This is a genomic window from Yoonia vestfoldensis SKA53 (assembly GCF_000152785.1).
Lineage (GTDB): Bacteria > Pseudomonadota > Alphaproteobacteria > Rhodobacterales > Rhodobacteraceae > Yoonia > Yoonia vestfoldensis_A.
The window spans coordinates 2,774,765-2,797,917 of sequence record NZ_CH672414.1 but is presented as its reverse complement, the minus strand read 5'-3'; the positions used below and the strand labels follow the sequence as shown (position 1 = coordinate 2,797,917).

25 protein-coding genes are annotated in these 23,153 nt (G+C 61.0%); 8 read left to right on the top strand and 17 right to left on the bottom strand.

The features are described from left to right. Positions 1–11 precede the first annotated feature (11 nt). Complete coding sequence (gene greA, locus SKA53_RS13620) at positions 12–482, bottom strand: transcription elongation factor GreA (protein ID WP_007206750.1); 471 nt, start codon at positions 480–482, stop codon at positions 12–14. A 214-nt stretch (positions 483–696) separates the two neighbouring features. On the opposite strand from greA, the gene SKA53_RS13615 reads away from it, so the two are divergent. Then, the gene (locus SKA53_RS13615) at positions 697–2,340 is read left to right on the top strand and encodes an electron transfer flavoprotein-ubiquinone oxidoreductase (protein WP_007206749.1); all 1,644 of its coding nucleotides are present in this window, start codon (positions 697–699) and stop codon (positions 2,338–2,340) included. A 63-nt stretch (positions 2,341–2,403) separates the two neighbouring features. Here SKA53_RS13615 and SKA53_RS13610 read toward each other — a convergent pair whose 3' ends face one another. The 8 genes from SKA53_RS13610 to SKA53_RS13575 form a co-directional block, all read right to left on the bottom strand. After that, positions 2,404–3,744, bottom strand: coding sequence for a S41 family peptidase (locus SKA53_RS13610; RefSeq protein ID WP_007206748.1), 1,341 nt, complete (start codon positions 3,742–3,744; stop codon positions 2,404–2,406). Between the two features lie 13 nt (positions 3,745–3,757). Continuing rightward, positions 3,758–4,825, bottom strand: a complete 1,068-nt coding sequence (locus SKA53_RS13605; RefSeq protein WP_007206747.1) for a murein hydrolase activator EnvC family protein — start codon at positions 4,823–4,825, stop codon at positions 3,758–3,760. Beyond that, positions 4,822–6,336 (bottom strand): 2,3-bisphosphoglycerate-independent phosphoglycerate mutase, encoded by a 1,515-nt coding sequence (gene gpmI / locus SKA53_RS13600; RefSeq protein WP_007206746.1) that lies wholly within the window; start codon positions 6,334–6,336, stop codon positions 4,822–4,824. Before gpmI ends, SKA53_RS13605 begins: the two co-directional genes overlap by 4 nt. A gap of 104 nt (positions 6,337–6,440) precedes the next feature. Continuing rightward, positions 6,441–6,911, bottom strand: coding sequence for a 23S rRNA (pseudouridine(1915)-N(3))-methyltransferase RlmH (gene rlmH / locus SKA53_RS13595; protein WP_007206745.1), 471 nt, complete (start codon positions 6,909–6,911; stop codon positions 6,441–6,443). Beyond that, positions 6,911–7,366 carry a ribosome silencing factor gene (gene rsfS, locus SKA53_RS13590; RefSeq protein WP_007206744.1) on the bottom strand — a complete coding sequence of 152 codons (456 nt, stop codon included), beginning with the start codon at positions 7,364–7,366 and terminating at the stop codon, positions 6,911–6,913. The genes rlmH and rsfS overlap by 1 nt, the downstream gene beginning before the upstream one ends. Positions 7,367–7,460: 94 nt before the next feature. After that, a complete protein-coding gene (locus SKA53_RS13585) occupies positions 7,461–8,486 on the bottom strand; it encodes a zinc-binding dehydrogenase (protein WP_007206743.1) in 1,026 nt (341 codons plus the stop codon). After that, positions 8,483–9,271, bottom strand: a complete 789-nt coding sequence (locus SKA53_RS13580) for an exodeoxyribonuclease III (RefSeq protein WP_007206742.1) — start codon at positions 9,269–9,271, stop codon at positions 8,483–8,485. The genes SKA53_RS13585 and SKA53_RS13580 overlap by 4 nt, the downstream gene beginning before the upstream one ends. Before the next feature lie 21 nt (positions 9,272–9,292). Continuing rightward, entirely contained in the window at positions 9,293–10,282 is a 990-nt protein-coding gene (locus SKA53_RS13575; protein ID WP_007206741.1) for an asparaginase, read from the bottom strand. Positions 10,283–10,478: 196 nt separating this feature from the next. Here SKA53_RS13575 and SKA53_RS13570 point away from each other — a divergent pair, with 196 nt between their 5' ends. The 3 genes from SKA53_RS13570 to SKA53_RS15610 all read left to right on the top strand — a co-directional run bounded on the left by SKA53_RS13570 (position 10,479) and on the right by SKA53_RS15610 (position 12,533). Further along, positions 10,479–11,009: an invasion associated locus B family protein gene (locus tag SKA53_RS13570; RefSeq protein ID WP_007206740.1), complete on the top strand. Its 531-nt coding sequence runs from the start codon at positions 10,479–10,481 to the stop codon at positions 11,007–11,009. Positions 11,010–11,135: 126 nt separating this feature from the next. After that, the gene (gene rlmN / locus SKA53_RS13565; protein WP_040483319.1) at positions 11,136–12,311 is read left to right on the top strand and encodes a 23S rRNA (adenine(2503)-C(2))-methyltransferase RlmN; all 1,176 of its coding nucleotides are present in this window, start codon (positions 11,136–11,138) and stop codon (positions 12,309–12,311) included. Positions 12,312–12,362: 51 nt separating this feature from the next. Next, positions 12,363–12,533, top strand: a complete 171-nt coding sequence (locus tag SKA53_RS15610; RefSeq protein WP_007206738.1) for a hypothetical protein — start codon at positions 12,363–12,365, stop codon at positions 12,531–12,533. A 94-nt stretch (positions 12,534–12,627) separates the two neighbouring features. On the opposite strand, the gene SKA53_RS13560 is transcribed toward SKA53_RS15610, so the two are convergent. Together SKA53_RS13560 and SKA53_RS13555 are read right to left on the bottom strand one after the other, a co-directional pair. After that, positions 12,628–13,113 carry a gluconokinase gene (locus SKA53_RS13560; protein ID WP_007206737.1) on the bottom strand — a complete coding sequence of 162 codons (486 nt, stop codon included), beginning with the start codon at positions 13,111–13,113 and terminating at the stop codon, positions 12,628–12,630. 1 nt (position 13,114) lies between these two features. Further along, positions 13,115–13,960: a TIGR00730 family Rossman fold protein gene (locus SKA53_RS13555; protein ID WP_040482997.1), complete on the bottom strand. Its 846-nt coding sequence runs from the start codon at positions 13,958–13,960 to the stop codon at positions 13,115–13,117. A gap of 83 nt (positions 13,961–14,043) precedes the next feature. Here SKA53_RS13555 and dapD point away from each other — a divergent pair, with 83 nt between their 5' ends. Genes dapD through SKA53_RS13540 form a run of 3 tightly spaced genes read left to right on the top strand, consistent with a single transcriptional unit; the run spans position 14,044 to position 15,483 of the window. Then, the gene (gene dapD / locus SKA53_RS13550) at positions 14,044–14,871 is read left to right on the top strand and encodes a 2,3,4,5-tetrahydropyridine-2,6-dicarboxylate N-succinyltransferase (RefSeq protein WP_007206735.1); all 828 of its coding nucleotides are present in this window, start codon (positions 14,044–14,046) and stop codon (positions 14,869–14,871) included. Between the two features lies 1 nt (position 14,872). Further along, positions 14,873–15,154, top strand: a complete 282-nt coding sequence (locus SKA53_RS13545; protein ID WP_040482996.1) for a hypothetical protein — start codon at positions 14,873–14,875, stop codon at positions 15,152–15,154. After that, a complete protein-coding gene (locus SKA53_RS13540) occupies positions 15,151–15,483 on the top strand; it encodes a hypothetical protein (protein WP_007206733.1) in 333 nt (110 codons plus the stop codon). Before SKA53_RS13545 ends, SKA53_RS13540 begins: the two co-directional genes overlap by 4 nt. Here the strand turns inward: SKA53_RS13540 and SKA53_RS13535 are convergent. From SKA53_RS13535 to SKA53_RS13515, 5 genes are all read right to left on the bottom strand, one after another. Then, on the bottom strand, positions 15,480–16,346 hold the full coding sequence (locus tag SKA53_RS13535; RefSeq protein ID WP_007206732.1) for a D-amino-acid transaminase: 867 nt from the start codon (positions 16,344–16,346) through the stop codon (positions 15,480–15,482). The genes SKA53_RS13540 and SKA53_RS13535 overlap by 4 nt on opposite strands. Then, a complete protein-coding gene (gene dgcA / locus SKA53_RS13530; RefSeq protein WP_040483318.1) occupies positions 16,343–17,302 on the bottom strand; it encodes an N-acetyl-D-Glu racemase DgcA in 960 nt (319 codons plus the stop codon). Before dgcA ends, SKA53_RS13535 begins: the two co-directional genes overlap by 4 nt. A gap of 58 nt (positions 17,303–17,360) precedes the next feature. Further along, the gene (dgcN, locus tag SKA53_RS13525; protein ID WP_007206730.1) at positions 17,361–18,362 is read right to left on the bottom strand and encodes an N-acetyltransferase DgcN; all 1,002 of its coding nucleotides are present in this window, start codon (positions 18,360–18,362) and stop codon (positions 17,361–17,363) included. Positions 18,363–18,588: 226 nt separating this feature from the next. Next, a complete protein-coding gene (locus SKA53_RS13520; RefSeq protein ID WP_040482995.1) occupies positions 18,589–19,932 on the bottom strand; it encodes an ammonium transporter in 1,344 nt (447 codons plus the stop codon). 25 nt (positions 19,933–19,957) lie between these two features. Beyond that, complete coding sequence (locus SKA53_RS13515) at positions 19,958–20,296, bottom strand: P-II family nitrogen regulator (RefSeq protein WP_007206728.1); 339 nt, start codon at positions 20,294–20,296, stop codon at positions 19,958–19,960. A 270-nt stretch (positions 20,297–20,566) separates the two neighbouring features. On the opposite strand from SKA53_RS13515, the gene SKA53_RS13510 reads away from it, so the two are divergent. Further along, complete coding sequence (locus SKA53_RS13510; RefSeq protein WP_007206727.1) at positions 20,567–22,726, top strand: transglycosylase domain-containing protein; 2,160 nt, start codon at positions 20,567–20,569, stop codon at positions 22,724–22,726. A 10-nt stretch (positions 22,727–22,736) separates the two neighbouring features. On the opposite strand, the gene SKA53_RS13505 is transcribed toward SKA53_RS13510, so the two are convergent. Next, positions 22,737–23,102 carry a hypothetical protein gene (locus SKA53_RS13505; protein WP_007206726.1) on the bottom strand — a complete coding sequence of 122 codons (366 nt, stop codon included), beginning with the start codon at positions 23,100–23,102 and terminating at the stop codon, positions 22,737–22,739. Positions 23,103–23,153: the final 51 nt, after the last annotated feature.

Below are 23,153 nucleotides of genomic sequence, written 5' to 3'. Positions count from 1 at the left end.
CTGCGCACTTTCTATTTGTAGGTGATTTTCAATATCTCGTAGCTGCGCACACCGCCCGGGGTGCTGACCTCGATACTGTCGCCTTCGTCCTTGCCGATCAAGGCCCGCGCAAGTGGCGATTTCATGTTCAGCTTGCCGCTTTCGATATCAGCCTCGTATTCGCCGACGATCAGATAGGTTTTTTCCTCGTCGGTATCTTCATCGACCAACAGGACGGTTGCGCCAAATTTCACCGGACCTGAAAATTTCGACGGGTCGATGACATCGGCCAGCGAAATCACGCCTTCGAGTTCCTTGACCCGCCCTTCGATAAAGGATTGTTTTTCCTTGGCGGAATGGTATTCGGCATTTTCCGACAGGTCACCATGTTCGCGCGCCTCGGAAATGGCACGGATGATCGCAGGGCGCTCCACGGATTTCAGATGCTTCAGCTCTGCATCGATCTTGTCGAAACCCGCACGGGTTAGTGGAATCTTTTCCATTCGGCAGGCCCTCCCGGGCGAAAAGTGTCAGTCCGACGTTCATAGCCTATCAGGGCAGAGCAAAGTCAAGGCCTGCCGCGATATGTGGGCGCACCGGCGCATTTTCACGCCGTGTCCTGATTGCCCCCTGTGAAAGCATCAGGTAACGCTTGGTGCGACAGGATGAAAGGGGCTGCCCCCGATCTTTAGAGGCCCGTTTGCCAGAGGATAGACAATGACCCAGATCGAACGCGAAGCGATGGAATATGATGTCGTCATCGTCGGCGCAGGCCCCGCAGGTCTGTCCGCCGCGATCCGCCTGAAACAGCTTGATGCCGATCTGAACGTTGTCGTTCTTGAAAAAGGGTCAGAGGTCGGCGCGCATATCCTGTCGGGGGCCGTGCTGGACCCAGTCGGGCTGAACCAGCTGATCCCCGACTGGAAAGCAAAAGGCGCGCCGCTGAACGTGCCTGTAACGCAGGACAATTTCTATATGCTGGGGCAGGCCGGACAAATCCGCATCCCCAATGCTGTGATGCCGCCCTTGATGAACAACCACGGCAATTACATCGTGTCGATGGGCAATGTCTGCCGCTGGCTGGCCGAACAGGCCGAAGAACTGGGGGTCGAGATTTTCCCCGGCATGTCCTGTTCCGAAGTTGTCTATGGCGCGGATGGCGAGGTCAAAGGCGTGGTCGCCGGTGAATTCGGCAAGAACCCCGATGGCACCCAAGGGCCCAACTATGAACCCGGCATGGAATTGCACGGCAAATATGTTTTCCTTGGCGAAGGCGTGCGCGGATCATTGTCCAAGCAGGTGATCGCGAAATATGCGCTGGACGCGCATTCCGACGTGCAGAAATATGGCCTTGGCATGAAGGAAATCTGGGAAATCGACCCCGAAAAACACCGCCCCGGCACCGTGACACATACGATGGGCTGGCCGCTGGATGCCAATGCAGGCGGCGGGTCATTCATCTATCACCTTGATAATAATCAGGTTTATGTCGGCTTTGTTGTCCATCTGAACTATAAAAACCCTTATGTTTTTCCTTACATGGAATTCCAGCGGTTCAAGCATCACCCGATGGTGGCGGAATTGCTGAAAGGCGGCAAACGCGTGGCTTATGGCGCGCGCGCGATTTCCGAAGGCGGGTACCAATCGCTGCCACAGCTGGCGTTTCCGGGCGGCGCGCTGCTGGGCTGTGCCGCAGGCATGGTCAACGTGCCGCGTATCAAGGGCAACCATAATGCCATGCTGTCAGGTATTGCCGCCGCCGAGGCCGCCTGCGCCGCGATCAAGGCAGGCCGCAGCGCCGATCTGCTGGAGGATTATGAAACCGAGGTGCGCAGCGGCCTGATCGGGCGCGACCTGCGCAAGGTGCGCAATGTCAAACCATTGTGGTCACGCTATGGGCTGGCGGCGTCGCTCAGCCTGGGTGGCGCGGATATGTGGCTGAATACATTCGGGATCCGGCTTGGCACGCTCAAGCACGGCAAATCCGATGCCTTGGCGACCGAACCCGCCGCCAAGCACAAGCAGATCGACTATCCCAAGCCCGACGGCAAATTGTCGTTCGACCGGCTGACCAATGTCGCCTTCAGCTTTACCAATCACGCAGAAAGCCAACCTGCGCATCTGCAATTGAAAGACCCCGCCATTCCGGTGGCTGTGAACCTGCCGAAATTCGCAGGGCCATCGGCACGCTATTGTCCGGCAGGGGTCTATGAATTTGTCGGCACCGGCGATGACATGCGGTTCCAGATCAATTTCCAGAACTGCGTGCATTGCAAGACCTGCGACATCAAAGACCCCAGCCAGAACATTGTCTGGACGGTCCCGCAGGGCGGCGACGGGCCGAATTACCCTAATATGTAATCGCATATGCCCTGCCGCAATGACATGCGGCAGGGTCTGTGGGTTCAGGACAAAAAGGCGGGATCAGTTCGCGCCATTGGCCAGCGGCCCCAGCGCATTCAACCCCTTGAGGATGTCAATCGCATAGGCCAGCTGGTAATCCTGTTCGCGCAATTGCGCCGCGGTCTCGGCGCGGGCGCGCTCTTGCTCGATCTGAAGCAGCTGGTCTTCGGACAGGCCGTTCTTCAAGGCACCGCGCAAGTCAGCTTCGGACCGCGTCGCGGGCGCGTCGTCTTGCTCTTCGGTGGCGGGTTGCGGGCGCGGCTGTTCCACGATGATATCGGGGGAAATACCCAAAGCCTGAATAGACCGGCCCGACGGCGTGTAATAGCGCGACGTGGTCAGGCGCATTGCCCCCTCACCGCGCAGTGGCACAACAGTCTGCACCGACCCTTTGCCAAAGGAATTGGTGCCCACGATGATCGCCCTGCGATGGTCCTGCAAGGCCCCCGCCACGATTTCAGACGCCGAGGCAGACCCGCCATTGATCAACACCACGATCGGCTTGCCTTCGGCCAGATCGCCGGCGGCGGCGTTAAAGCGTTCGCCATCCTCGGGGTTGCGCCCGCGGGTCGATGTGATCTCGCCTGCGTCAAGAAACGCATCAGCCACAAAAATCGCCTGATTGAGCAAGCCACCGGGGTTGTTGCGCAGGTCCAGGACGATCCCGTCGATATTGTCCAACCCGCCGGCGGCGGCGACCTGTTCGGCCATGCCATCGCGCAGGTTGGGGAATGTCTGTTCATTGAAGGTGGACACGCGCAGGACGACGGCATTGCCTTCGGTCCGCGTGCGCACCGCAGTCAGCTTGATCGTGTCGCGGATGATCGACACGTCGAAAGGTTCCACCTCGCCTTCGCGCACAACGGTGATCACGATTTCCGACCCGACAGGGCCGCGCATCAGGTTCACGGCATCATCCAGCGTCAGGCCCATCATGCTTTCGCCATTCACGGCGGTGATGAAATCGCCTGCCATGATGCCCGCTGCATCCGCAGGCGTACCATCCATCGGCGACACGACCTTGACCCAGCCCTCTTCCTGCGTGACCTCGATCCCCAGACCGCCGAATTCGCCGGATGTCTGCACCCGCATCGCGGCGGCGTCTTCGGCGGACAGATAGCTGGAATGCGGGTCAAGCGAGGTCAGCATGCCATTGATCGCAGCCTCGATCAGCTCGCGGTCGTCAACCTCTTCGACATAGCCCGCGCGGATCCGCTCGAAGATATCGCCGAACAGATCCAGCTGTTCATAGACGTTGGCCTGCTGGCCCTGTTCCTGCGCCAGCAGCGGACCCGCCACCTGACTTGTCACCAGAAGCCCTAGCAAGGCACCGCCTGTCGCGGCCATCATCAGCTTTTTCATCGGTTTTCCCATTCTATTCCAGCGCGAACCATGCATCCGGATTGACCGGACCTTGCCCGCCTCTGACCTCAAGATAAAGGGGCTGCGTAGTCTGACCTGCGTCAATCGCCTGATTGTGACGAGAAGTAGCGTCATCCATCCCGATATCCCCCCCCATGAGACCAAGTGGCGCACCGGCTTCGATGATCTCGCCGGGCTGGCCAAAGGCTTCGGCCATGCCGGCGATCACGAACAGCACATCCTGCGCCGGTTCCAAAATGATCACATTGCCATAGTCAAGCAAGGGGCCGCGAAACAATAGCGTCGCGCGCACCGGCGATGTAACCAGCGCACGGGGGGCCGCGGCAATCGTGATTCCGGGGCGGTCACGGGTGCCGGTGCGGATGATCCCCGCAACCGGCAACGGCAGATCGGCGGCGGGTGCCAGCGTTGCGCCCTCGGGCATGCTCAACCCCGCCAATTCGGATGCCAGCGCAGCCAGCGTCTGCGCCGTGGCGACACGCTGGGCTGTCTGCGCCGGATCTTCGACAAAACGGCGCGGCACATCCTGACGTTCCGAAATCGCGCGGCCCAAGGCAGCCCGTGCGGTCTGGGCAGAATCCAGCCCGTCGCGCAACATATCCGCCGCCGCGATCCGCCGGTCGCGCAGGTCACGCAACGCGTCAAGTTCTCGCTGAAGCCGGACCACATCATCGCGCAAGGCAGGCGTCAGATCGGCAATCATCATGCCCGCGCGCAACGCGCCCACCGGCCCTGCGGGATTGGCGAACATCACAGGCTGCGGGCTTTGGCCGATACTGGCCAGCACCATCAACAGCCCTGCAACCTCGTCACGGCGCGCAGCCAGTGCGCTGGCCACCGCTGCCTCACGCTCGGTGATCTCGCGCAGGCTCTGGCGCATCGCAATCAGCCCTGTCTCATAGGCCTGCACCGTCTGGGTCAGGGCGGTGACCTGATCATCAGCACCTTCCGCCGCACCCAACTGCGCGTTGGCAGCCAGCAGTTGTTGGGCCGCATCATCCGCCGTTTGTTGGGCGGCAAGGGGCAGCGCCAACAGGATCAGGAGGGCCGCAAATCTCATCGCTGGATCAAGGTCCGGCCGGTCATTTCCGGCGGCAGGTCCAGCCCCATCAGGTCCAGCACCGTCGGCGCCAGATCGGCCAACCGCCCATCGCGCAAACGCACCCCCGCTGGCCCGCCAACCAAGGCCACAGGCACAGGGTTCAGCGTATGCGCGGTATGCGGCCCGCCGGTGATGGGATCAACCATGGTTTCGCAATTGCCATGATCCGCCGTGACGATCATCGCACCGCCCGCGGCCTGCAATGCGACCAGCACCGCACCCAGCCCCGCATCCACAGCCTCGCAGGCTTTGACAGCGGCCCCGATATCGCCGGTATGGCCGACCATATCGGGATTGGCGTAATTTGTGACGATCAGGTCATAGCCCGCGCCAATCGCCTGCACGAAGGCCTGTGTTACCTCGGCTGCAGACATTTCAGGCTGCAGATCATAGGTCGCAACCTTTGGCGATTGCGGCATATGGCGGTCCTCGCCCGGATAGGGGGCCTCGACCCCGCCATTAAGGAAAAACGTCACATGCGGATATTTCTCGGTCTCGGCCAGCCGAAACTGGCGCAGACCGTGCTGCGCGACCCAAGCCCCCAACGTGTTCTGGATGTCGCGCTTGGGAAAAACGGTCTCGAACCAGCCATCATGCCGATCCGAATAGGACACCATGCCCAAAAGCGCTGCAAGCGCGGGTTTGTCCCGCGCAAAGCCATCGAAATCCGGGTCAGCAATGGCGGCCAAAATCTCGCGCGCGCGGTCGGACCGGAAGTTCAGGCAGAAAAGCCCGTCACCGGCCGCAAAACCGGCATAATCACCGATCACATGGGCGGGGATAAATTCATCGGTCTGGCCCGCCTCTTGGGCCGCCGCCACCGCCGCCAGCGGATCAGGCGCCACCAGCCCCTGCCCCAGCACCATGGCGCGATAGGCGGTTTGCACCCGTTCCCAGCGATTGTCGCGGTCCATCGTGAAATAGCGGCCCGTCACAGTGGCAATGCGCGCCTGTGACGGCAATATGTCCATCAAAGCACGCATGAAATGGCGGGCCGAGGATGGGGCCACATCGCGCCCGTCGGTGACGGCATGCACGACCAACGGCACACCCGCATCCGTGATCGCGCGCGCGGCGGCGGCGATATGCACCAGATGGCCGTGCACGCCGCCATCCGACACCAGCCCCATCAGATGCGCTGTCCCACCGCTGGCGCGCAGCTTTGCAATGAAACCCGCCAGCGCGGCATTATGAAAGAACGACCCATCCTCGATCGCCAGATCGATCTGGCCAAGATCCATCGCCACGACACGTCCCGCGCCGATATTGGTATGGCCGACCTCGGAATTGCCCATCTGGCCGGTCGGAAGGCCCGCATCATTGCCATGCGTCAAAAGCCTGGCATGCGGCCCTTGCATGATCGCGTCAAAATGCGGGGTATGGGCAAGCTTGGGCGCATTGCCCTCGGCACCCTGGCGCAGGCCCCAGCCATCAAGGATGCACAACACGACAGGTTTGGGTGCGGACATAGCGAAACTCCTTCACTTGCCTGCGTGTCATACCGCCGGATCAGCCCAGCGCCAACCCGACCGGCAACTTCTTTTTTCCACAAATACTCCCCGCGCGGAGCGCATCAAAGTCTGTGATACGGCCCACCCGACAGGATCGACGCCGCGCGGTATAACTGCTCGGCCAACATCACCCGCACCAGCATATGCGGCCAGACCATCGCCCCGAAACTCAAGCTGGCATCCGCATCCGCGCGCAGGGCAGGGTCGATCCCATCCGCGCCACCAATGACAAAGGCCACGTCCTGCCGCCCCTGATCGCGCCATCCACCCAACATATCGGCAAATTGCGGCGATGATATAATCTTGCCGCGCTCATCCAAGCTGCAGATCAGCGCGCCATCCGGCACCGCACGGCGCAGCAATGCAGCCTCGGCTGCCATGCCGCCGCCCTTCTTGTCCTCGACCTCAATCATCTGCGCGGGGCCAAGCGCCAGCGCGCGCCCCGTGCGGTCAAACCGGGTCAGGTAATCATCGTATAAATCACGCTCCGGGCCTTGCCGCAGCCGGCCCACGGCGCAAATCTGGACACGCATCAGCCAGCGGCGACTTTGCCCGGCTGCCACATCTTTTCAAGCTGATAGAACTCGCGCACTTCGGGGCGGAAGATATGGACGATCACATCGCCAGTATCCACCAGCACCCAATCGCCGGTTTCCTTGCCTTCGGTCTTGGAAATGATGCCCAGCTCTTGCTTGAGCTTATCCGCCAGCTTTTCCGCCATGGCGCTGACCTGACGCGTGGACCGGCCGGAGGCGATGACCATATAGTCACCCATTTCCGACTTGCCGCGCAGATTGATCTGCACGATGTCTTCGCCTTTGTCATCATCAAGGGATTGCAGAACAGCCGCCAGAATGGTTTCGCTATTCACGATATTCAGAGCCTGCATGGCATAGGCTCCGATGGTGGCCGCCGGTGCAGCCGATTGGGAAAGAGACAGTGCATTGTCCTCCTGGGTTGGCGCCGACAAAGCCTCGGCGCAGGGCATAGCTATAAACTAGCAATCGCCCTGCCGTTTTTCAACAAATCCGAGAGGCCAACGCGCCCCTGTGGCGCAATTCACGCGCCTTGGCAATGCCCGATCAGGCGGTGGGGTCGATGAAAGCCTTGCCATCAGGCTTCGCCAGCACCTGCGCCAAGCCTGTCATCGTCGCTGACAGCGGCACAATTCCTGCAACATCAGTTGTCCAACTGCCTGTAACGAAACGTTCTTGAATGGTGGCAAAGGCCTGCGGCACGCGGGCGGGGTCCACCTCTTTCATCCAGCGCGTCAGCCAGAATCCTTCGATCCTTTTGCTTTGAAAGATCAACTGCCCAAGCTCGGCGAGTTTTGGCGCATCGGTTGACAGCTTGCCGTAATTGACCCAGCGCGCGCCATTGGGCATGGCGAAAAACAGATCGGCGGTGAATTGGTCACCGACAGCATCCAGCAGGATGCGGGGTTTATGCGCCTTGAACGCGGCATGCGCCTGCGCCAGCGGATCAGCCTCGCCCGTCACGATCACATCCGCAGCACCCAGCGCGCGCAGTGCATCGGCCTGTGCGGCGCGGCGCACCACGGCGATGGGGGCGATTCCATGGTCACGGCCCAATGCGATCAGCAACTTGCCCAGTTGCGAACCAGCCGCGTTCAGCACGAAGCTGTCAGCGCCACTTTCCTTGACGATATCGAACATTGCGATCGCGGTCAGCGGGTTCACCAGCTGCCCCGCCGCATCCACATCCGACAGATCGGGCCGGCAGGGGATCAGCCCGCTGATATCGGTCATCGCATATTCGGCCCATGTGCCGGATGCGCCGGCAAAGAAACTGACGCGCTGGCCCAGCAGCGGGGTATCACCGGCGACAACCTCGCCCACACCTTCGAAACCGGCGGGCTGGCCTGCAACGCGCGGCTGGCCATATTCGCCCTTGATGAAATGGATATCTGACGGGTTCACGGCGGCCAGTTGCACCTTGATCACCGCCTGCCCTTTGCCCGGTGTCGGCACCGGAATGTCGCGCAAGGCCACGAAAGGGGAAGGATCGGCAAGATCGGGGCCGGTTTGGGTGCCGGCATAGCCATCATGCAATTGCACAAGGGCGCGCATCGTTTTGGGAAGTGTCATAAATCAAAGCTCGCAAATACAGGGGCGTGGTCGCTGGGTTTGTCCCAGCCACGCACATGGCGCAACACACGCGACCCGTGTGCTGCCCCACTGATGTCGGGTGTCGCCCAGACATGATCAAGCCTGCGGCCCTTGTCTGCCGCATCCCAATCTGGTGATCGGTAGGACCACCAGCTGTAAAGATTGCCTTGCGGGATGTCCTGACGGGTGACATCGACCCATCCGCCCGCATCCATGACCTGCCCGAAATGATCGACTTCGATCGGCGTGTGGCTGACGACTTTCAGCAGCGCCTTGTGGTTCCAGACGTCATCTTCGCGGGGTGCGATGTTCAGATCGCCGACAAGGATGGATTTTTGCGGACGCGATGCGTGATAGGCATCGCGCATATCGGTCAGGTAATCGAGCTTGTTGCCGAATTTGGCATTGACCGCGCGGTCGGGGATATCGCCACCGGCGGGAACATAGTGATTGTGGATCGTCACGCCGTTTTCCAGCCGTGCCGCGACGTGGCGGGCATGGCCCAATGCGGCGTAATCCTCGGCCCCGGCTTCCTGCAACGGCAGTTTCGAGATGATGGCGACCCCGTTATACCCTTTTTGCCCGCGCGCGACCATATGGGTGTAACCCAAGGCGTGAAACTGCGCGACGGGGATCAGGTCAACGGGGCTTTTGCATTCCTGCAGGCACAGGATATCGGGCTGTTCTTCGCGCAGCATCTGCAACACCAGTTCTTCGCGCAGGCGGACAGAGTTGATGTTCCATGTGGCAAGGGTAAAGGGCATGGCGGGCTTTCTATCGGCAAATCAAAGAAGGGCGGCGGTTGGTGTGATGTGGCCGGTCACGCGGCCATCCCAGTTCAGCACGGGCGGGGTCATCCGTGCGCGGGCAGCGGGGTGATCCGCGTTCAGCACACCCAGCTTGACCAGAATAGCAGCCATCGCACATTCGCTGGCCCGCGTCGCACCATCGGTGATCTTGAGCGCGACACCCAACCGCTTTTCAGGGATGATCGCGATAAACACGCCTTCAGCACCGGTTTTCACCGCGACCTTGCCACCCATCGCGCGCATCAATTCGGTACAGGCGCGGCCCTGCCCTGCGACCAGTTCGGGAAAGGCCATCATCGCCTCGGTCAGGTTTTGCGCTGCCACGCTGCGGGTGTCACTGCGATCCCGCGCCGAGGCGAAAAACGCCATCGCGCGCGCCAGACCATGCACCGTGCAGGCATGGTTGGGGGCGGTGCAACCGTCGATGCCATAGCCGGGGCTGGTTTCCTGCGTGACTTCCTCGAAGGCGGATTTGCAGGCGACCTGCACGGGATGGTCGATCTGTGTATAATCCGGCCCTGCGTGCAGATGCTTGGTCAAGGTCAGGAAGCCGGCATGTTTGCCCGAACAATTGTTATGGATACGGCAGGGTTCGCGATGCGCCCGGATCATCGACAGATACAGGTCCTTGTCGCGCGACGCCTGCGGGCCACAGCGGAAATCGTCATCCCCCAGCCCCATGTCGGCCAGCCAATCGCCCACCATCGCCACATGCAAAGGCGCGCCTTCATGCGAGGCACAGGCCAATGCCAGCTGTTCGCCCTTCAGATGCGCGCCTGCGCCGCTTTCAAGCAGGGGCAGCGCCTGCAACATCTTGCACGATGATCGCGGATAAATGACCGCCTGCGGGTTGCCCCAGGCCTGCACGATCGCGCCATTGTGATCGCAGACGACCGCATGGCCCTGATGCAGGCTTTCGCACAGGTCGCCGCGCCAGACTTCGACCAGATCAACGGGATTTGTCATGTGATGCCTTCTTGGTTTGTTGCCGTCACTGCAGTAACCTGCCGAGTGAATTTTTCGGGGGTTTCCCCGAGGCGCTTTTTCTTGATAGCAAGCAAGTTAACGGGTTACAGACGTGCCTGCCAGTGCAAAGGATGCCGAAAGACGCGTCCAGGCTGGTGCGGACGTGCCGAGGCAACGACGGTTTGGAGACAACAGGATGATCTTGAAGACAATGAAAACAGCGGGGCTTTTGGCAGCGATAACCCTGTCAGGGATGGTCAGCGCCCAAGAGCAGAGCGAAAACCGCGTGACGGCAACATCCGACTGGTCCGTCTATGTCGAGGCAAGCCCGCGTGAATGCTGGGCCGTATCGGCCCCCGTCGAGACGATCAACACCCGCGACGGCAACACCGTCGATGTGAACCGTGGTGATATCCAGCTGATTATCTTTTACCGCCCCGGTGACACGATCATGGGGCAGGTCATGTTCGCGGGCGGCTATCCTTTTGCACCCGATTCAGTCGTGACAGCGCGGATCGGGGATGCGACCTACGAGTTCTTCACCCAAGGCAATTTCGCCTGGCTCCCCACGCCCGAAGACGATGCGCGCCTGGTTGCCGCGATGAAGCGGGGCGCCGATGCAACAATCGTTGGCCGGTCGGCACGCGGGACGCAAACCAGCGACAAGTTTAGCCTGATCGGTTTCACCGCCGCTGTGGACGAAGCTGCAAACCGCTGCGCGGGTTGATGGATTTGTAAGAAAACTTCTCTGCCTCCGGCGGGGATATTTATACTCGGAAGATGGGGGCGGTTTTCTTGTGGAATCCGGCTCTTTCGCCTATATGGCGGGGATATCCCTCCAGAAAGACCTATGATGGACGCCCAAGCCCCGATCACGCAAGACGTGCTGACCATTCCGCGCAAGGCCGCCGAAGGGTTGCCAAACCTTGTCGGCATGACCCGCGATGGGATGCGCGATGCATTGATCGCCGCTGGCACGCCGGAAAAGCAGGCCAAAATGCGCGTTGGCCAGATCTGGCAGTGGGTTTATCATTGGGGCGTGCGCGATTTCGCCAAGATGACCAATCTGGCAAAGGATTACCGCGCCATGCTGGCCGACAATTTCGTTGTGGCTCTGCCGGAGGTCGTTACCCGGCAGGTCAGCGGTGATGGGACGCGGAAATATCTGGTGCGCATCGCGGGCGGGCATGAGGTCGAGGTGGTTTATATCCCCGAAACCGACCGTGGCACCTTGTGCATTTCCAGCCAAGTGGGCTGCACGCTGACGTGCTCGTTCTGTCATACGGGCACACAGAAACTGGTGCGCAATCTGACTGCCGCGGAAATTATCGGTCAGGTGTTGGTTGCCCGTGACGATCTGGGCGAATGGCCGGTGCAGGGCACGCCCAAGGATGAAGTACGGTTGTTGTCAAATATCGTGCTGATGGGCATGGGCGAGCCGTTGTATAATTTCGAAAACGTCCGCGACGCGATGAAAATTGCGATGGACCCTGATGGCATTCAATTATCGCGCCGCCGGATCACCCTGTCGACGTCCGGCGTGGTGCCGGAAATCGCGCGCACGGCACAAGAAATCGGCTGCCAATTGGCAATTTCGTTCCATGCGACCACCGATGAGGTCCGCGACAAGCTGGTTCCGATCAACAAACGCTGGCCTTTGGCCGATCTGCTGGACGCCCTGCGGACCTATCCCAAGGTCAGCAATTCGGAACGGATTACCTTTGAATACGTGATGCTGGACGGCGTCAACGACAGCGACGCAGATGCCCACCGCCTGATCAAGCTGATTGACGGGATCCCCGCCAAGATCAACCTGATCCCGTTCAACGAATGGCCCGGCGCGCCCTATAAACGCTCGTCCAACAACCGCATCCGCGCCTTTGCCGATATCATTTACAAGGCGGGCTATGCCTCGCCGATCCGCACCCCGCGCGGCGAGGATATCATGGCCGCCTGCGGACAGCTGAAATCCGCAACCGAACGCGCGCGCAAATCCAAAGCCCAGATCGCGCAAGAGGCGGGGCTGTGATTTTCTGTCATAGCTAACGGTTTTTTCACCAATTCATGGTGAAAGCGTTGCATGAAGTACGTCACCCCAGGTTTGCCATTCGAAATCATCGATACCCTGGAACATCTGGGTGGTCGCAACGATGCAGAGATTCAAAAGATCATCTGCGCGGCCCCGCGCAACGATTTTCATCGCCGTGCCAGAATGGCGCGCGACCGCGGGCATAAACCTGTTGCCGCCTGAAACTGGCGGCAACAGGCCATCATCTGGTCAGATCAACATGCGGACGGCGGCAGCGAATCGACGCCGTAGGCGCGTTTGAGGCCAAGCTGGCGTTTCAGACGCATCGCTGGATCGCTGCGATGATCGCGGCGACCTGCTGGTCGATCCGCACGGCAATTGTCGGGTTCTGCGGGATCTCCAGCGTTGCATATTGGCTGTCAAGCAGGCTGGCGGGCATGAAATGCCCTTGCCGCTGCGCCAGACGCGCCAGCACCACGTCACGCGGCGCATCCAGATAGGCGATGCGCAGGTCGGGAACAGCGGCGCGCAGATGGTCACGATAGGATTTGCGCAGCGCCGAACAGGCAAAGACCACCGGCCCGTTCTGGCGCGCCGCCTGCGCCGCCTGCGCCAGCGCATCCAGCCACGGCCAGCGCATCGCATCGGTCAAAGGCTGGCCTGCCGCCATATGCGCCACGTTCTGCGGCGGATGGTAATCGTCGCCATCAAGAAAGGTGCCGCCGATGGCTGTGGCCAGACCGGCGCCGACCGTGGATTTGCCACAGCCCGACACGCCCATGACCATCATCGCGGGATGCATGTCAGCGTCCGGGGATCGCGCTGCGCTTGGTGCCAGTGCCTTGCCATGTATCCATTGCCTCCAGCGCCTCCTGTGCGGTTTCGACAAAACGGAACAGATCAAGGTCATCGGCGGAAATCGTGCCAGCCTCGGCCAAAGCATCCCAGTTGATGATCTTTTCCCAAAACGCGCGGCCAAACAGCAAGAATGGCACCCGCCCCATGCGGCCGGTCTGGATCAGGGTCAACGCCTCGAAGGTTTCGTCGAGCGTGCCGAACCCGCCCGGAAACACGCAGATCGCCGCAGCCCGCATCAGGAAATGCATCTTGCGGATGGCGAAATAGTGAAAGTTGAAACACAATTCCGGCGTGACATAGATATTCGGCGCCTGTTCATGCGGCAGCACGATGTTGAGCCCGATAGACCGCCCGCCCGCATCCTGCGCACCGCGATTGCCGGCCTCCATCACGCCCGGCCCGCCGCCAGTGACGATGACATTTTCGGTGCCGCCCGTCTGCAAGGACCGTTCGGTGACCAGCCGCGCGAATGTGCGCGCTTCGTCGTAATAGGCCGACAGACCCGCCAGCGTTGCGGTCTTGGCTTTGTGCTTTTGCGCCGGTTCGGGAATGCGCGCGCCGCCGAACAGGACCACGGTCGAATTTACTCCCGCCTCGTTCATCATCAGTTCGGGTTTGAGCAGTTCCAACTGCAACCGCACGGGGCGCAATTCCTCGCGCAGCAGAAAATCCTGATCGGCAAAGGCCAGCGCATAGGACGGCGCGCGCGTCTGCGGCGTGTCGGGGATATGCGTTGCGGCCTCGCGGTCCTGCTGGCTGTCACGAAACGGATGGCGACGGTCGTCTTTCATGGCATCTTCCTTGATTGCGCCCTTGGGCTGTTCCGGTCTATAGCCCCTTGCAACCGCGAGCCACAGCAAAACCGGAGAAACCCATGTCAAACGCCGCCCTGGAAACCGCCATCGAAGCCGCATGGGATGCGCGCGACACCATCACGCCCGCCACCAAAGGCGAGGTCCGCGACGCGATCGAAACCACGCTGAACGCGCTGGACAGCGGCACGTTGCGCGTGGCGGAAAAGCAAGGCGACGGGTCCTGGCATGTCAACCAATGGGCCAAGAAAGCCGTTCTGCTGTCGTTCCGCCTGAACGATATGGAACCGATCTCCGGCGGCAATGGCGGCAGCACATGGTGGGACAAGGTGCCATCGAAATTCGACGGCTGGACCGAGGCCGACTGGCGCGCCGCCGGTTTCCGCGCTGTGCCGGGGTCGATTGTGCGCCGGTCCGCGTTCATCGGCAAGGGCGTCGTGCTGATGCCATCCTTTGTAAACCTTGGTGCCTATGTCGATGAAGGCAGCATGGTCGATGGCTGGGCAACCGTCGGGTCCTGCGCGCAGATCGGCAAGAACGTCCATCTGTCGGGCGGCGTCGGCATCGGCGGGGTGCTGGAACCGATGCAGGCCGGGCCAACGATCATCGAGGATAATTGTTTCATCGGCGCACGGTCCGAAGTGGTCGAAGGCTGCATCATCCGCGAAGGGTCGGTGCTGGGCATGGGCGTGTTTATCGGCCAATCGACGAAAATCGTGGACCGCGCCACTGGCGAGGTCATGTATGGCGAAGTGCCGCCCTATTCGGTCGTCGTTGCAGGCTCGATGCCATCTACCAACGGGATCAACCTTTACTGCGCCGTGATCGTCAAACGCGTCGATGAAAAGACACGGTCCAAGACCGGCATCAACGAATTGCTGCGCGATTGACATGATCCTCAGCCGGACCCTTGCGCGCAGGCGGATGGCGGCGGGCCAACAGCCGACGTTCATCATGGCCTGGGGTCCGGTCGCCGCCGATATCGCGATGATCGTGCTGCTGCTGGCACTGCTGTGGCAGCCGATCCTGACCGCAGTCTATATTGCGGGTTTGCCGCTGATCGGGACGATATTCGTCCTGTTGATCACCATCTACCTGCCCTTTCACATCGTCGTCGTGATATCGACGCTCTGGGCCGTGAAATCCCGCTGGATCGAGGAAGACAGCAAATGACCGCAAAAGAAAGCCGCCAAAAGGTGTTTACCCTGCTGGTCGAGGTGGGCCGCAACGCCGGTGACGGGTTGCCCGACGGGGCCACGGGTGCCGCGCTGATGTGCTATGCCTCCGGCGTGGACGAGGCAGAGGCCGTACGCGAAACGGTTGCTATCCTGAAACAGGCCGATCTCGCACCACTGGACGTATCAGGCTATGGCACGCTGGATGAACGGCTGGCCGAAGGGCATGACATTCCCGATGAGGAACGCGCATTGATGCAGCGCGCGCTGGATGAAAACAGCGTCATCGTGGCCCAGATGACGCCGTTCTACGACAAGGCGGATTAAACCGCGACTTTCCGGCTTTCATCCAGATAAATCTCGCGCAAGCGCGCGGCGACAGGTCCGGGCGTACCAGTCCCAACAGCAGCCCCGTCGATTTCCACCACCGGCATGACAAACATGCTGGCCGATGTGATGAAAGCCTCGTCCGCGGCCTGCGCTTCGGCGATGGAAAAGCTGCGTTCCTCGACCTGCATCTGCGCCTCGTGGGCAAAGCGCAGTACGGCGGCGCGGGTGATTCCATGCAGGATCTCATTGCCCAGATGGCGGGTGATGATCGTGTTGCCCTTGACGATATAGGCGTTGTTGGATGTGCCTTCGGTCACCATCCCGTCCTCGACCATCCATGCGTCATCAACGCCTGCGGCCTTGGCCATCATCTTGCCCATCGAGGGATACAGCAATTGCACCGTCTTGATGTCGCGGCGCGCCCAGCGCTGGTCGGCGACGGAAATGACCTTGATCCCGGTCTTGGCGACAGGACTGTTGGCAAGGCCCGGCTTGTTCTGGGTGAACAGCACAACCGTCGGCGTACAGGTTGCCGGATCAGGAAAAGCGAAATCACGGTCACCGGGCGCACCGCGGGTGATTTGCAGATAGATCATACCTTCCTCGATCCCGTTCAGGCGCACCAATTCGCGGTGGATGTCCAGCAGATCAGGCAGGCAATCGGGGTGCGGCATGTCGAGTTCGTTCAAGGACCGTTCCAGCCGTTTGGCGTGGCCCGCAAAATCGATCAGCTTGCCGTCCAGCACCGATGTGACCTCATACACGCCATCGGCCATCAAAAAGCCGCGGTCAAAGATCGAAATCGTGGCTTCGTTTTCGGGCAGATAGGTGCCGTTGACATAGACTGTGCGCATATTCATCCCCAAAGGTCGGCGGCGGGCGGATGCACGCCGTTGTCGTCAAAGTGCAAAGGTGCAGCACGGTCTTCGGCCAATAACAGCGGCCCGTCAAGGTCCGTGAATGCAACGCCCTGCGCCAGAATCGTCGCAGGGGCCATCGCCAGCGATGATCCGACCATGCAGCCGACCATGATCGCATATCCTTCGGCCTGCGCCTGCGCCTTCAGCGCCAGCGCCTCGGTCAGCCCGCCGGTCTTGTCGAGCTTGATGTTCACCATGTCGTACTTGCCGCGCAGGGCGGGCAGGCTGGCACGATCATGGCAGCTTTCATCGGCGCAAACCGGCAAGGGCCGCGCGATTTCGGCCAGCATGTCATCGGCCCCCGCAGGCAGCGGTTGTTCGACCATCTGCACGCCAAGCCGGATCAGATGGGGCGCCAGATCGGCGTAAACCTCCGCCGTCCAGCCTTCATTGGCATCGACGATGATGCGGGCAGCGGGCGCGCCACGGCGCACCGCCTCCAGCCGGGCCATGTCATCGGGCGTGCCGAGCTTGATCTTCAACAGCGGGCGATGCGCGTTTTGCGCCGCCTGCGCCTGCATCGCCTCGGGTGTATCGAGCGACAGGGTGTAGGCGGTGATCGCAGGGCGCGGCGCAGGCAGACCCAGCAGGTCCCAGACACGTTTGCCCGCCTGCTTGGCCGCGTGATCCCAGAACGCGCAATCCAGCGCATTGCGTGCGGCCCCTGCGGGCAAGGCCTCCGGCAAATCCGCCCAGCCCCCTGTAAATCCGGCAATCTGTGCCGTCACATTGTCCAATGTCTCGCCGTAACGGGCATAAGGCACACATTCACCGCGCCCCGCCACCCCCTGCCGCGCCATGGTCACGGTCAAAACCTCCGCCGCGGTCCGCGACCCGCGACTGATGGTAAAGACTTGCGCCAAACGAAACACATCGCGTTTTATATCGACCGTCATCATCTTCCGAGCCCAAATATCCCCGCCGGAGGCGTCGGATTTCGCCAGAAATCCGGCATCAGATCCCCTCCAGCGCATCAACCAGCCGCGCCGCCCCCTGCCGGAACGTATCGACTGTCGGCAGATCCATCCGGCCTTCGACCTCCGCCAGATAGGCCAAAGCCGCATCCTGGGACATATGCTGTGTGTTGACCGAGACACCCACGATCTGACAGGCGGGGTTGGCGATACGGGCAATCGGCAGGACCATGTCGCGCAACGCCTCAAGGCGCGGCAGGGCATAGTCGGGCAATCCGCGCATATGCTTGCGCGTCGGTTCATGCGCCAGCACCAGCGCGTCGGGCTGGCCGCCATGGATCAACGCCATGGTCACGCCGGAATAGGACACATGGAACAGGCTGCCCTGCCCTTCGATATGATCCCAATGGTCGGGGTCGTTGTCGGGGGTCAGGTATTCGACCGCACCCGCCATGAAATCCGCAACCACTGCATCCAGCGGCACGCCGCCACCGGTGATCAGAATGCCGGTCTGGCCGGTGGGGCGGAAGGTCGATTTCATGCCGCGCTTGCGCATCTCGATATCCATGGCAAGGCCGGTATACATCTTGCCCACCGAACAATCCGTGCCAACGGCCAGACAGCGCTTGCCGGTGCGTTTGACGCCATTGGCAATCGGATAGGCGACCGATGGCACACGCACGTCGAACAACGACCGACCATGCGTCTTGGCGGCGGCTACCAGATCGGCCTCGTCACGCAGCAGGTTGTGCAGGCCGGACGCCAGATCGAACCCCAGCGCCAGCGCCTGCAACAGCACCTCTTTCCACGCGACAGAGATCACGCCACCACGATTGGCGACACCGATAACCAGCGTCTTTGCACCGGCGGCCCTGGCCTCTTGCAGCGTCATGTCAGCGATGCCGACATCCGCGCCGCACCCCGGCATCCGGTACTGGCCGACAGCATTATCTGGCCGCCAATCCTTGATCCCCTGCGCTACCTTTGCGGCCAGCTGGTCAGGCGCATCGCCAAGAAACAAAAGGTAAGGGGTCTGGATCATCGCAAGCTCCGGTCAATCGGTTAACGTCTTGTGCAGCATATCGCGGAAAACACGGAATGATCTTTGCAAATACGTTGCAAATTCACATATTATTCGCAGCTTCTTGCGCCATAATCAAAAAATGTCGCAGAAATTCCCACGATAATAAACCAAAATGCCAATCAATCCGCGAACAAAAAAGCCCGGACGCGAACGCCCGGGCTTTGTGTCGTCACGAAAGCGTGGATCAGCTTTTCGAGAACTCGGGGTAGGCTTCCATACCCAGCTCGCTCAGGTCGAGACCAGTGATTTCTGCTTCCTGGCTGACGCGGATGCCGATCGTCATCTTGAAGATGTACCACACGATCAAGGAGACAAAGAAGGTGAACACACCATAGGCTGCGATACCCGTCAGCTGCGTCATCAGGCTGGTGCCATCGTTGTAGAAGACAACGGCGATGGTGCCCCAGATACCGGCGAACAGGTGGACAGGAATTGCACCGACAACGTCGTCGATCTTCAGCTTGTCCAGCAGCGGCACGGCGAAGACCACGATCGCACCACCAACAGCACCAATCCAAAGCGCGCCAAACAGCGACGGATAAAGCGGTTCTGCGGTGATCGCGACCAGACCGGCCAGCGCGCCGTTCAGCACCATGGTCAGGTCGATCTTCTTGTACAGGATCTGCGTCAGGAACAGCGCGGCCACGGCACCGGCAGAGGCTGCCATGTTGGTGTTCGCAAAGATCCGGCCCACATCGGTGATGTCACCCACGGTGCCAGCCGCCAGCTGCGACCCGCCGTTGAAACCGAACCAGCCCATCCACAGGATGAACGTCCCCAATGTCGCCAGCGCAAGGTTGGAACCGGGCATCGGGTTGACGCGGCCATCCTTGTATTTGCCCAGACGCGGACCCAGCACAATGGCACCAGCCAAAGCAGCCCAGCCACCGACCGAATGCACGATGGTCGAACCGGCAAAGTCGGAAAAGCCCAGTTCGGACAGCCAGCCGCCACCCCACTGCCACGACCCCGAAATCGGATACATGAAGCCGGTCAGCACAACGACGAAGGCAAGGAACGGCCAGAGCTTGATCCGCTCAGCCAGCGCACCTGACACGATGGATGCAGTGGCCGCAACGAACATCAGCTGAAAGAAAAAGTCGGACGCGACAGATGCGTAATCCAGCGACGCATCGGCAGCAGCCAGACCAACAGGTTCCAACACGGTGACATTGAAGAAACCACCGACATAGCCGTTGAAATCACCCGGGTACATCAGGTTAAAGCCCACCAGCCAGTACATGATGCCAGCAATTGAAAACAGCGCGATGTTCTTGGTCAGCTGCGTTGTCACGTTCTTGGACCGGACCAGACCGGCCTCCAGCATGGTGAATCCTGCCGCCATCCAGAACACCAGAAAGCCGCCCACAAGGAACAGCAGGGTGGTCATAAGATAGGGGCCGATTTCGTCGAATGTCGGCGCAACTTCGGCCATCTCTTCGACAGCCCCGGCAGCTTCCTGCGCGAAGCCGATGACCGGAAGCAGCGCAAGCCCCGCCCCAAGTGTAATCAGTTTTTTCATATTCATGGGTTTGTTCCTCGTTACGCCGCGATCACAGCGCGTCATCATTTGTCTCGCCGGTGCGCACGCGCACAGCGCTTTGCACGTCGAGTACGAAAACCTTGCCGTCGCCGATCTTGTCGGTCTTGGCGGTGGTGGTGATGGTGGATACGACCTGATCGGCCATGCTGTCAGGCACGACAATCTCGAGCTTCACCTTGGGCACGAAATTCACGGCATATTCCGCGCCGCGATAGATTTCCGTATGGCCCGACTGCGATCCGAACCCCTTGATTTCTGACACCATCATGCCGCGCACGCCGACGGTGGTCAGCGCTTCGCGGACCTCCTCGAGCTTGAACGGCTTGATTGTTGCAATAATGAGTTTCACGTTCTTCCCCTCGCAATGGATTGCGGCAACACCCAGCCCGGCGTCCGCTTGCACGCAACAAAGAACGCGGCAGTGCAGCATCGGCAAGGATTTGCCGGTGCGGGGATAGGTTAAGATCGGGTGACTTTGCACAATTATTGTACAATTTAATCGCTTTGCCTGATTAATAGGCAGATCAAAAAGCGAAGAGCGCGACTCATCGCGTCTCTACAATTCCTTTCGATCCGTTTAAGATGTGTCAAAACACACGCATAAGCAGTCGGGCGGATCATGAGCAGTAACGGCAAAAGACGGACACCGCTGGTGGCCGACAAACGCTATCAGGGCAAGGCGACCCCGAAAAAGCCTGCCGCCAAGAAACCGGCGCCCGCGCGCAAGCCCCGCACCCGTAAAACTGCGCGTCGCGGTCGTCCGACCACATTGCTGGGGTGGCTGTTCTGGCCGTTCCGCATCCTGCTGCGGATCATCTGGGCGATCAGCTGGCGTGCCGGGCTTGTCGCAGCGCTGATCATCACGGGTGTTTCGATTTATTTCGCCCAACAGATGCCGCCCGTTCAAACGCTGATCGACCAGCGCGCGCGCGGCTCTGTCACGATGGCCGACCTGACCGGCGAGGTCTTTGCCTGGCGCGGCGATCAGTTCGGTGGCATGGTGACAGCGCGCACCGTGTCACCACATCTGCATAATGCGGTCATCGCGGTCGAAGACCGCCGGTTCTATGCCCATTTCGGCCTGTCGCCGCGCGGCATCGCCTCGGCCATCCGCATCAACCTGAGCGAAGGGCGTGGCCCTTTGTCCGGCAACGGCGGGTCCACGATCACCCAGCAAACCGCCAAACTGCTGTGCCTGGGCGTGCCTTATGAGTCCAGCGCTTGGGAATCCGAAGCCGATTACGAGGCCGATTGCCGCCGCACAACGCTGGCCCGCAAGGTCCGAGAGGCATTTTACGCCATGGGCATGGAAATCGCCTATACCAAAGAAGAAATCCTGACGCTCTATCTGAACCGGGCCTATCTGGGTGCGGGCAGTCGCGGGTTCGAGGCTGCGGCCCAACGCTATTTCGGGATTTCGGCAGCCGAGGTGAACCCCGCACAGGCGGCGATGCTGGCGGGATTGCTCAAAGCACCGTCCACCCTTGCCCCCACCGCGAATATCGAACGCTCGCGCGAACGCGCCGCCGTGGTCGTGCGCTTGATGGAGGGACAGGGCTATCTGACCGCCGCCCAAGCGCAAGAGGCGATCACCAACCCCGCCGCCCTGTCGCGTGCCGCCGAGGCGCGGTCAGGCGGGTTCTTTGCCGATTGGGTGATGGAAAGCGGGCCGGAATTTTTTACCCGCAACACCACCGAAGACGTGATCATCCGCACCACGCTTGACCAGCGCATCCAGCGCGCCGCCGAAGAGGCGCTGGTGTCGGTATTCGAAAACCTGGTCGCTGACGGGTCAGAGGCGCAGGCCGCCATCGTGGTCATGTCCGCAGACGGGGCTGTGCGCGCCATGGTCGGCGGGCGCAACCTGCGGGCCACAGGCGCGTTCAACCGTGCGACACAGGCGCTGCGCCAGACCGGATCGGCGTTCAAACCTTTCATCTATGCGGCAGCACTTGATCTGGGCGTGTCGCCCTATGCGATGGTCGATGACGCGCCGCAATGCTGGTCGATCCGCGGATCGCGTGAATGGTGCCCCGAAAACTATGACCGCGAATTCAAGGGCCCGGTGACCCTGACACAAGCATTGGCCGAAAGCCGCAATCTGCCCGCCATCGTCCTGTCCGAGGATGTAGGCCGCGAATATGTGCGCAACGTCGCCAACGGCTTTGGCCTGCAAGGCGAACTGGCCGAAGGGCCCGCGCTGGCGCTGGGTGTGTCGGAAAGCACGCTCTTGAACATCACGGGTGCCTATGCCGGCATCCTGAACGGCGGGTCGCAGGTGACGCCTTATGGTCTGCTCGATCTGCGCATTCAGGGCGACCCTGCGGTATTGATGGATTCGCAAGGTGTGGGCATCGGCAACCGGATCATCAGCGAACAGGCCGCGCGCCAGCTGACATGGATGATGACCCGCGTTGTCGAGGAAGGCACGGGACGGCGCGCGCGCATCGACGGCTGGGAAATCGCGGCCAAGACCGGCACGACCAATTCGGCGCGCGATGCCTGGTTCATCGGCTTTACCGGCGATTATGTCACCGGCGTCTGGATGGGCTATGACAACAACACCCCGTTAAGCGGCGTGACGGGTGGCGGCCTGCCCGCCGAAATCTGGCGCGAAACCATGGTGCGTGTGCTGGAAGGGCGGATGCCCACGCCACTGCCGATGACGATGCCACAGACGGCGGCCCCCGCGGGTATTCTGGAAAGCCAGGGTGGTGAGGTTGTGGACGACGACATCGTCAACCTGCTGGACCTGCTGGTCGGCGGCGAGGCAAACTGACAACAGCCCGCTAGGGCGCGACCGCAGGGCAAAGGCCGTAGACAAAGACATAGCCGTCCCACAGGATATACAGCCCCTCACCATCGGCGGTGGGCATCAGCATCGCGCGTTCGGTCCATTTCTGGCCGTCGGCGGCACATTCCATCGTGTAAAGCGTGGCGTTCATACCGTTGACATCCACCGGACGGGTCATCTGGCACTGCGTTTCGACCCCGTGAAACACCCCATCCGCAATCCGCACAGAGGTGCCATCGTCACCGATCAGCGCGCAATCGGCATCGACGGTCTGCCGGTAAATGCCATCATAAGGTGCCGCCGCCGCCATGGCAGGCACAAGGGCGATCAGCACGGCGGATTGGCACAAAAATCGGTTCATATTCCATTCATGCGGCAAGTCCTGCGCGTAATCAACAGCTTCTGGATGCTG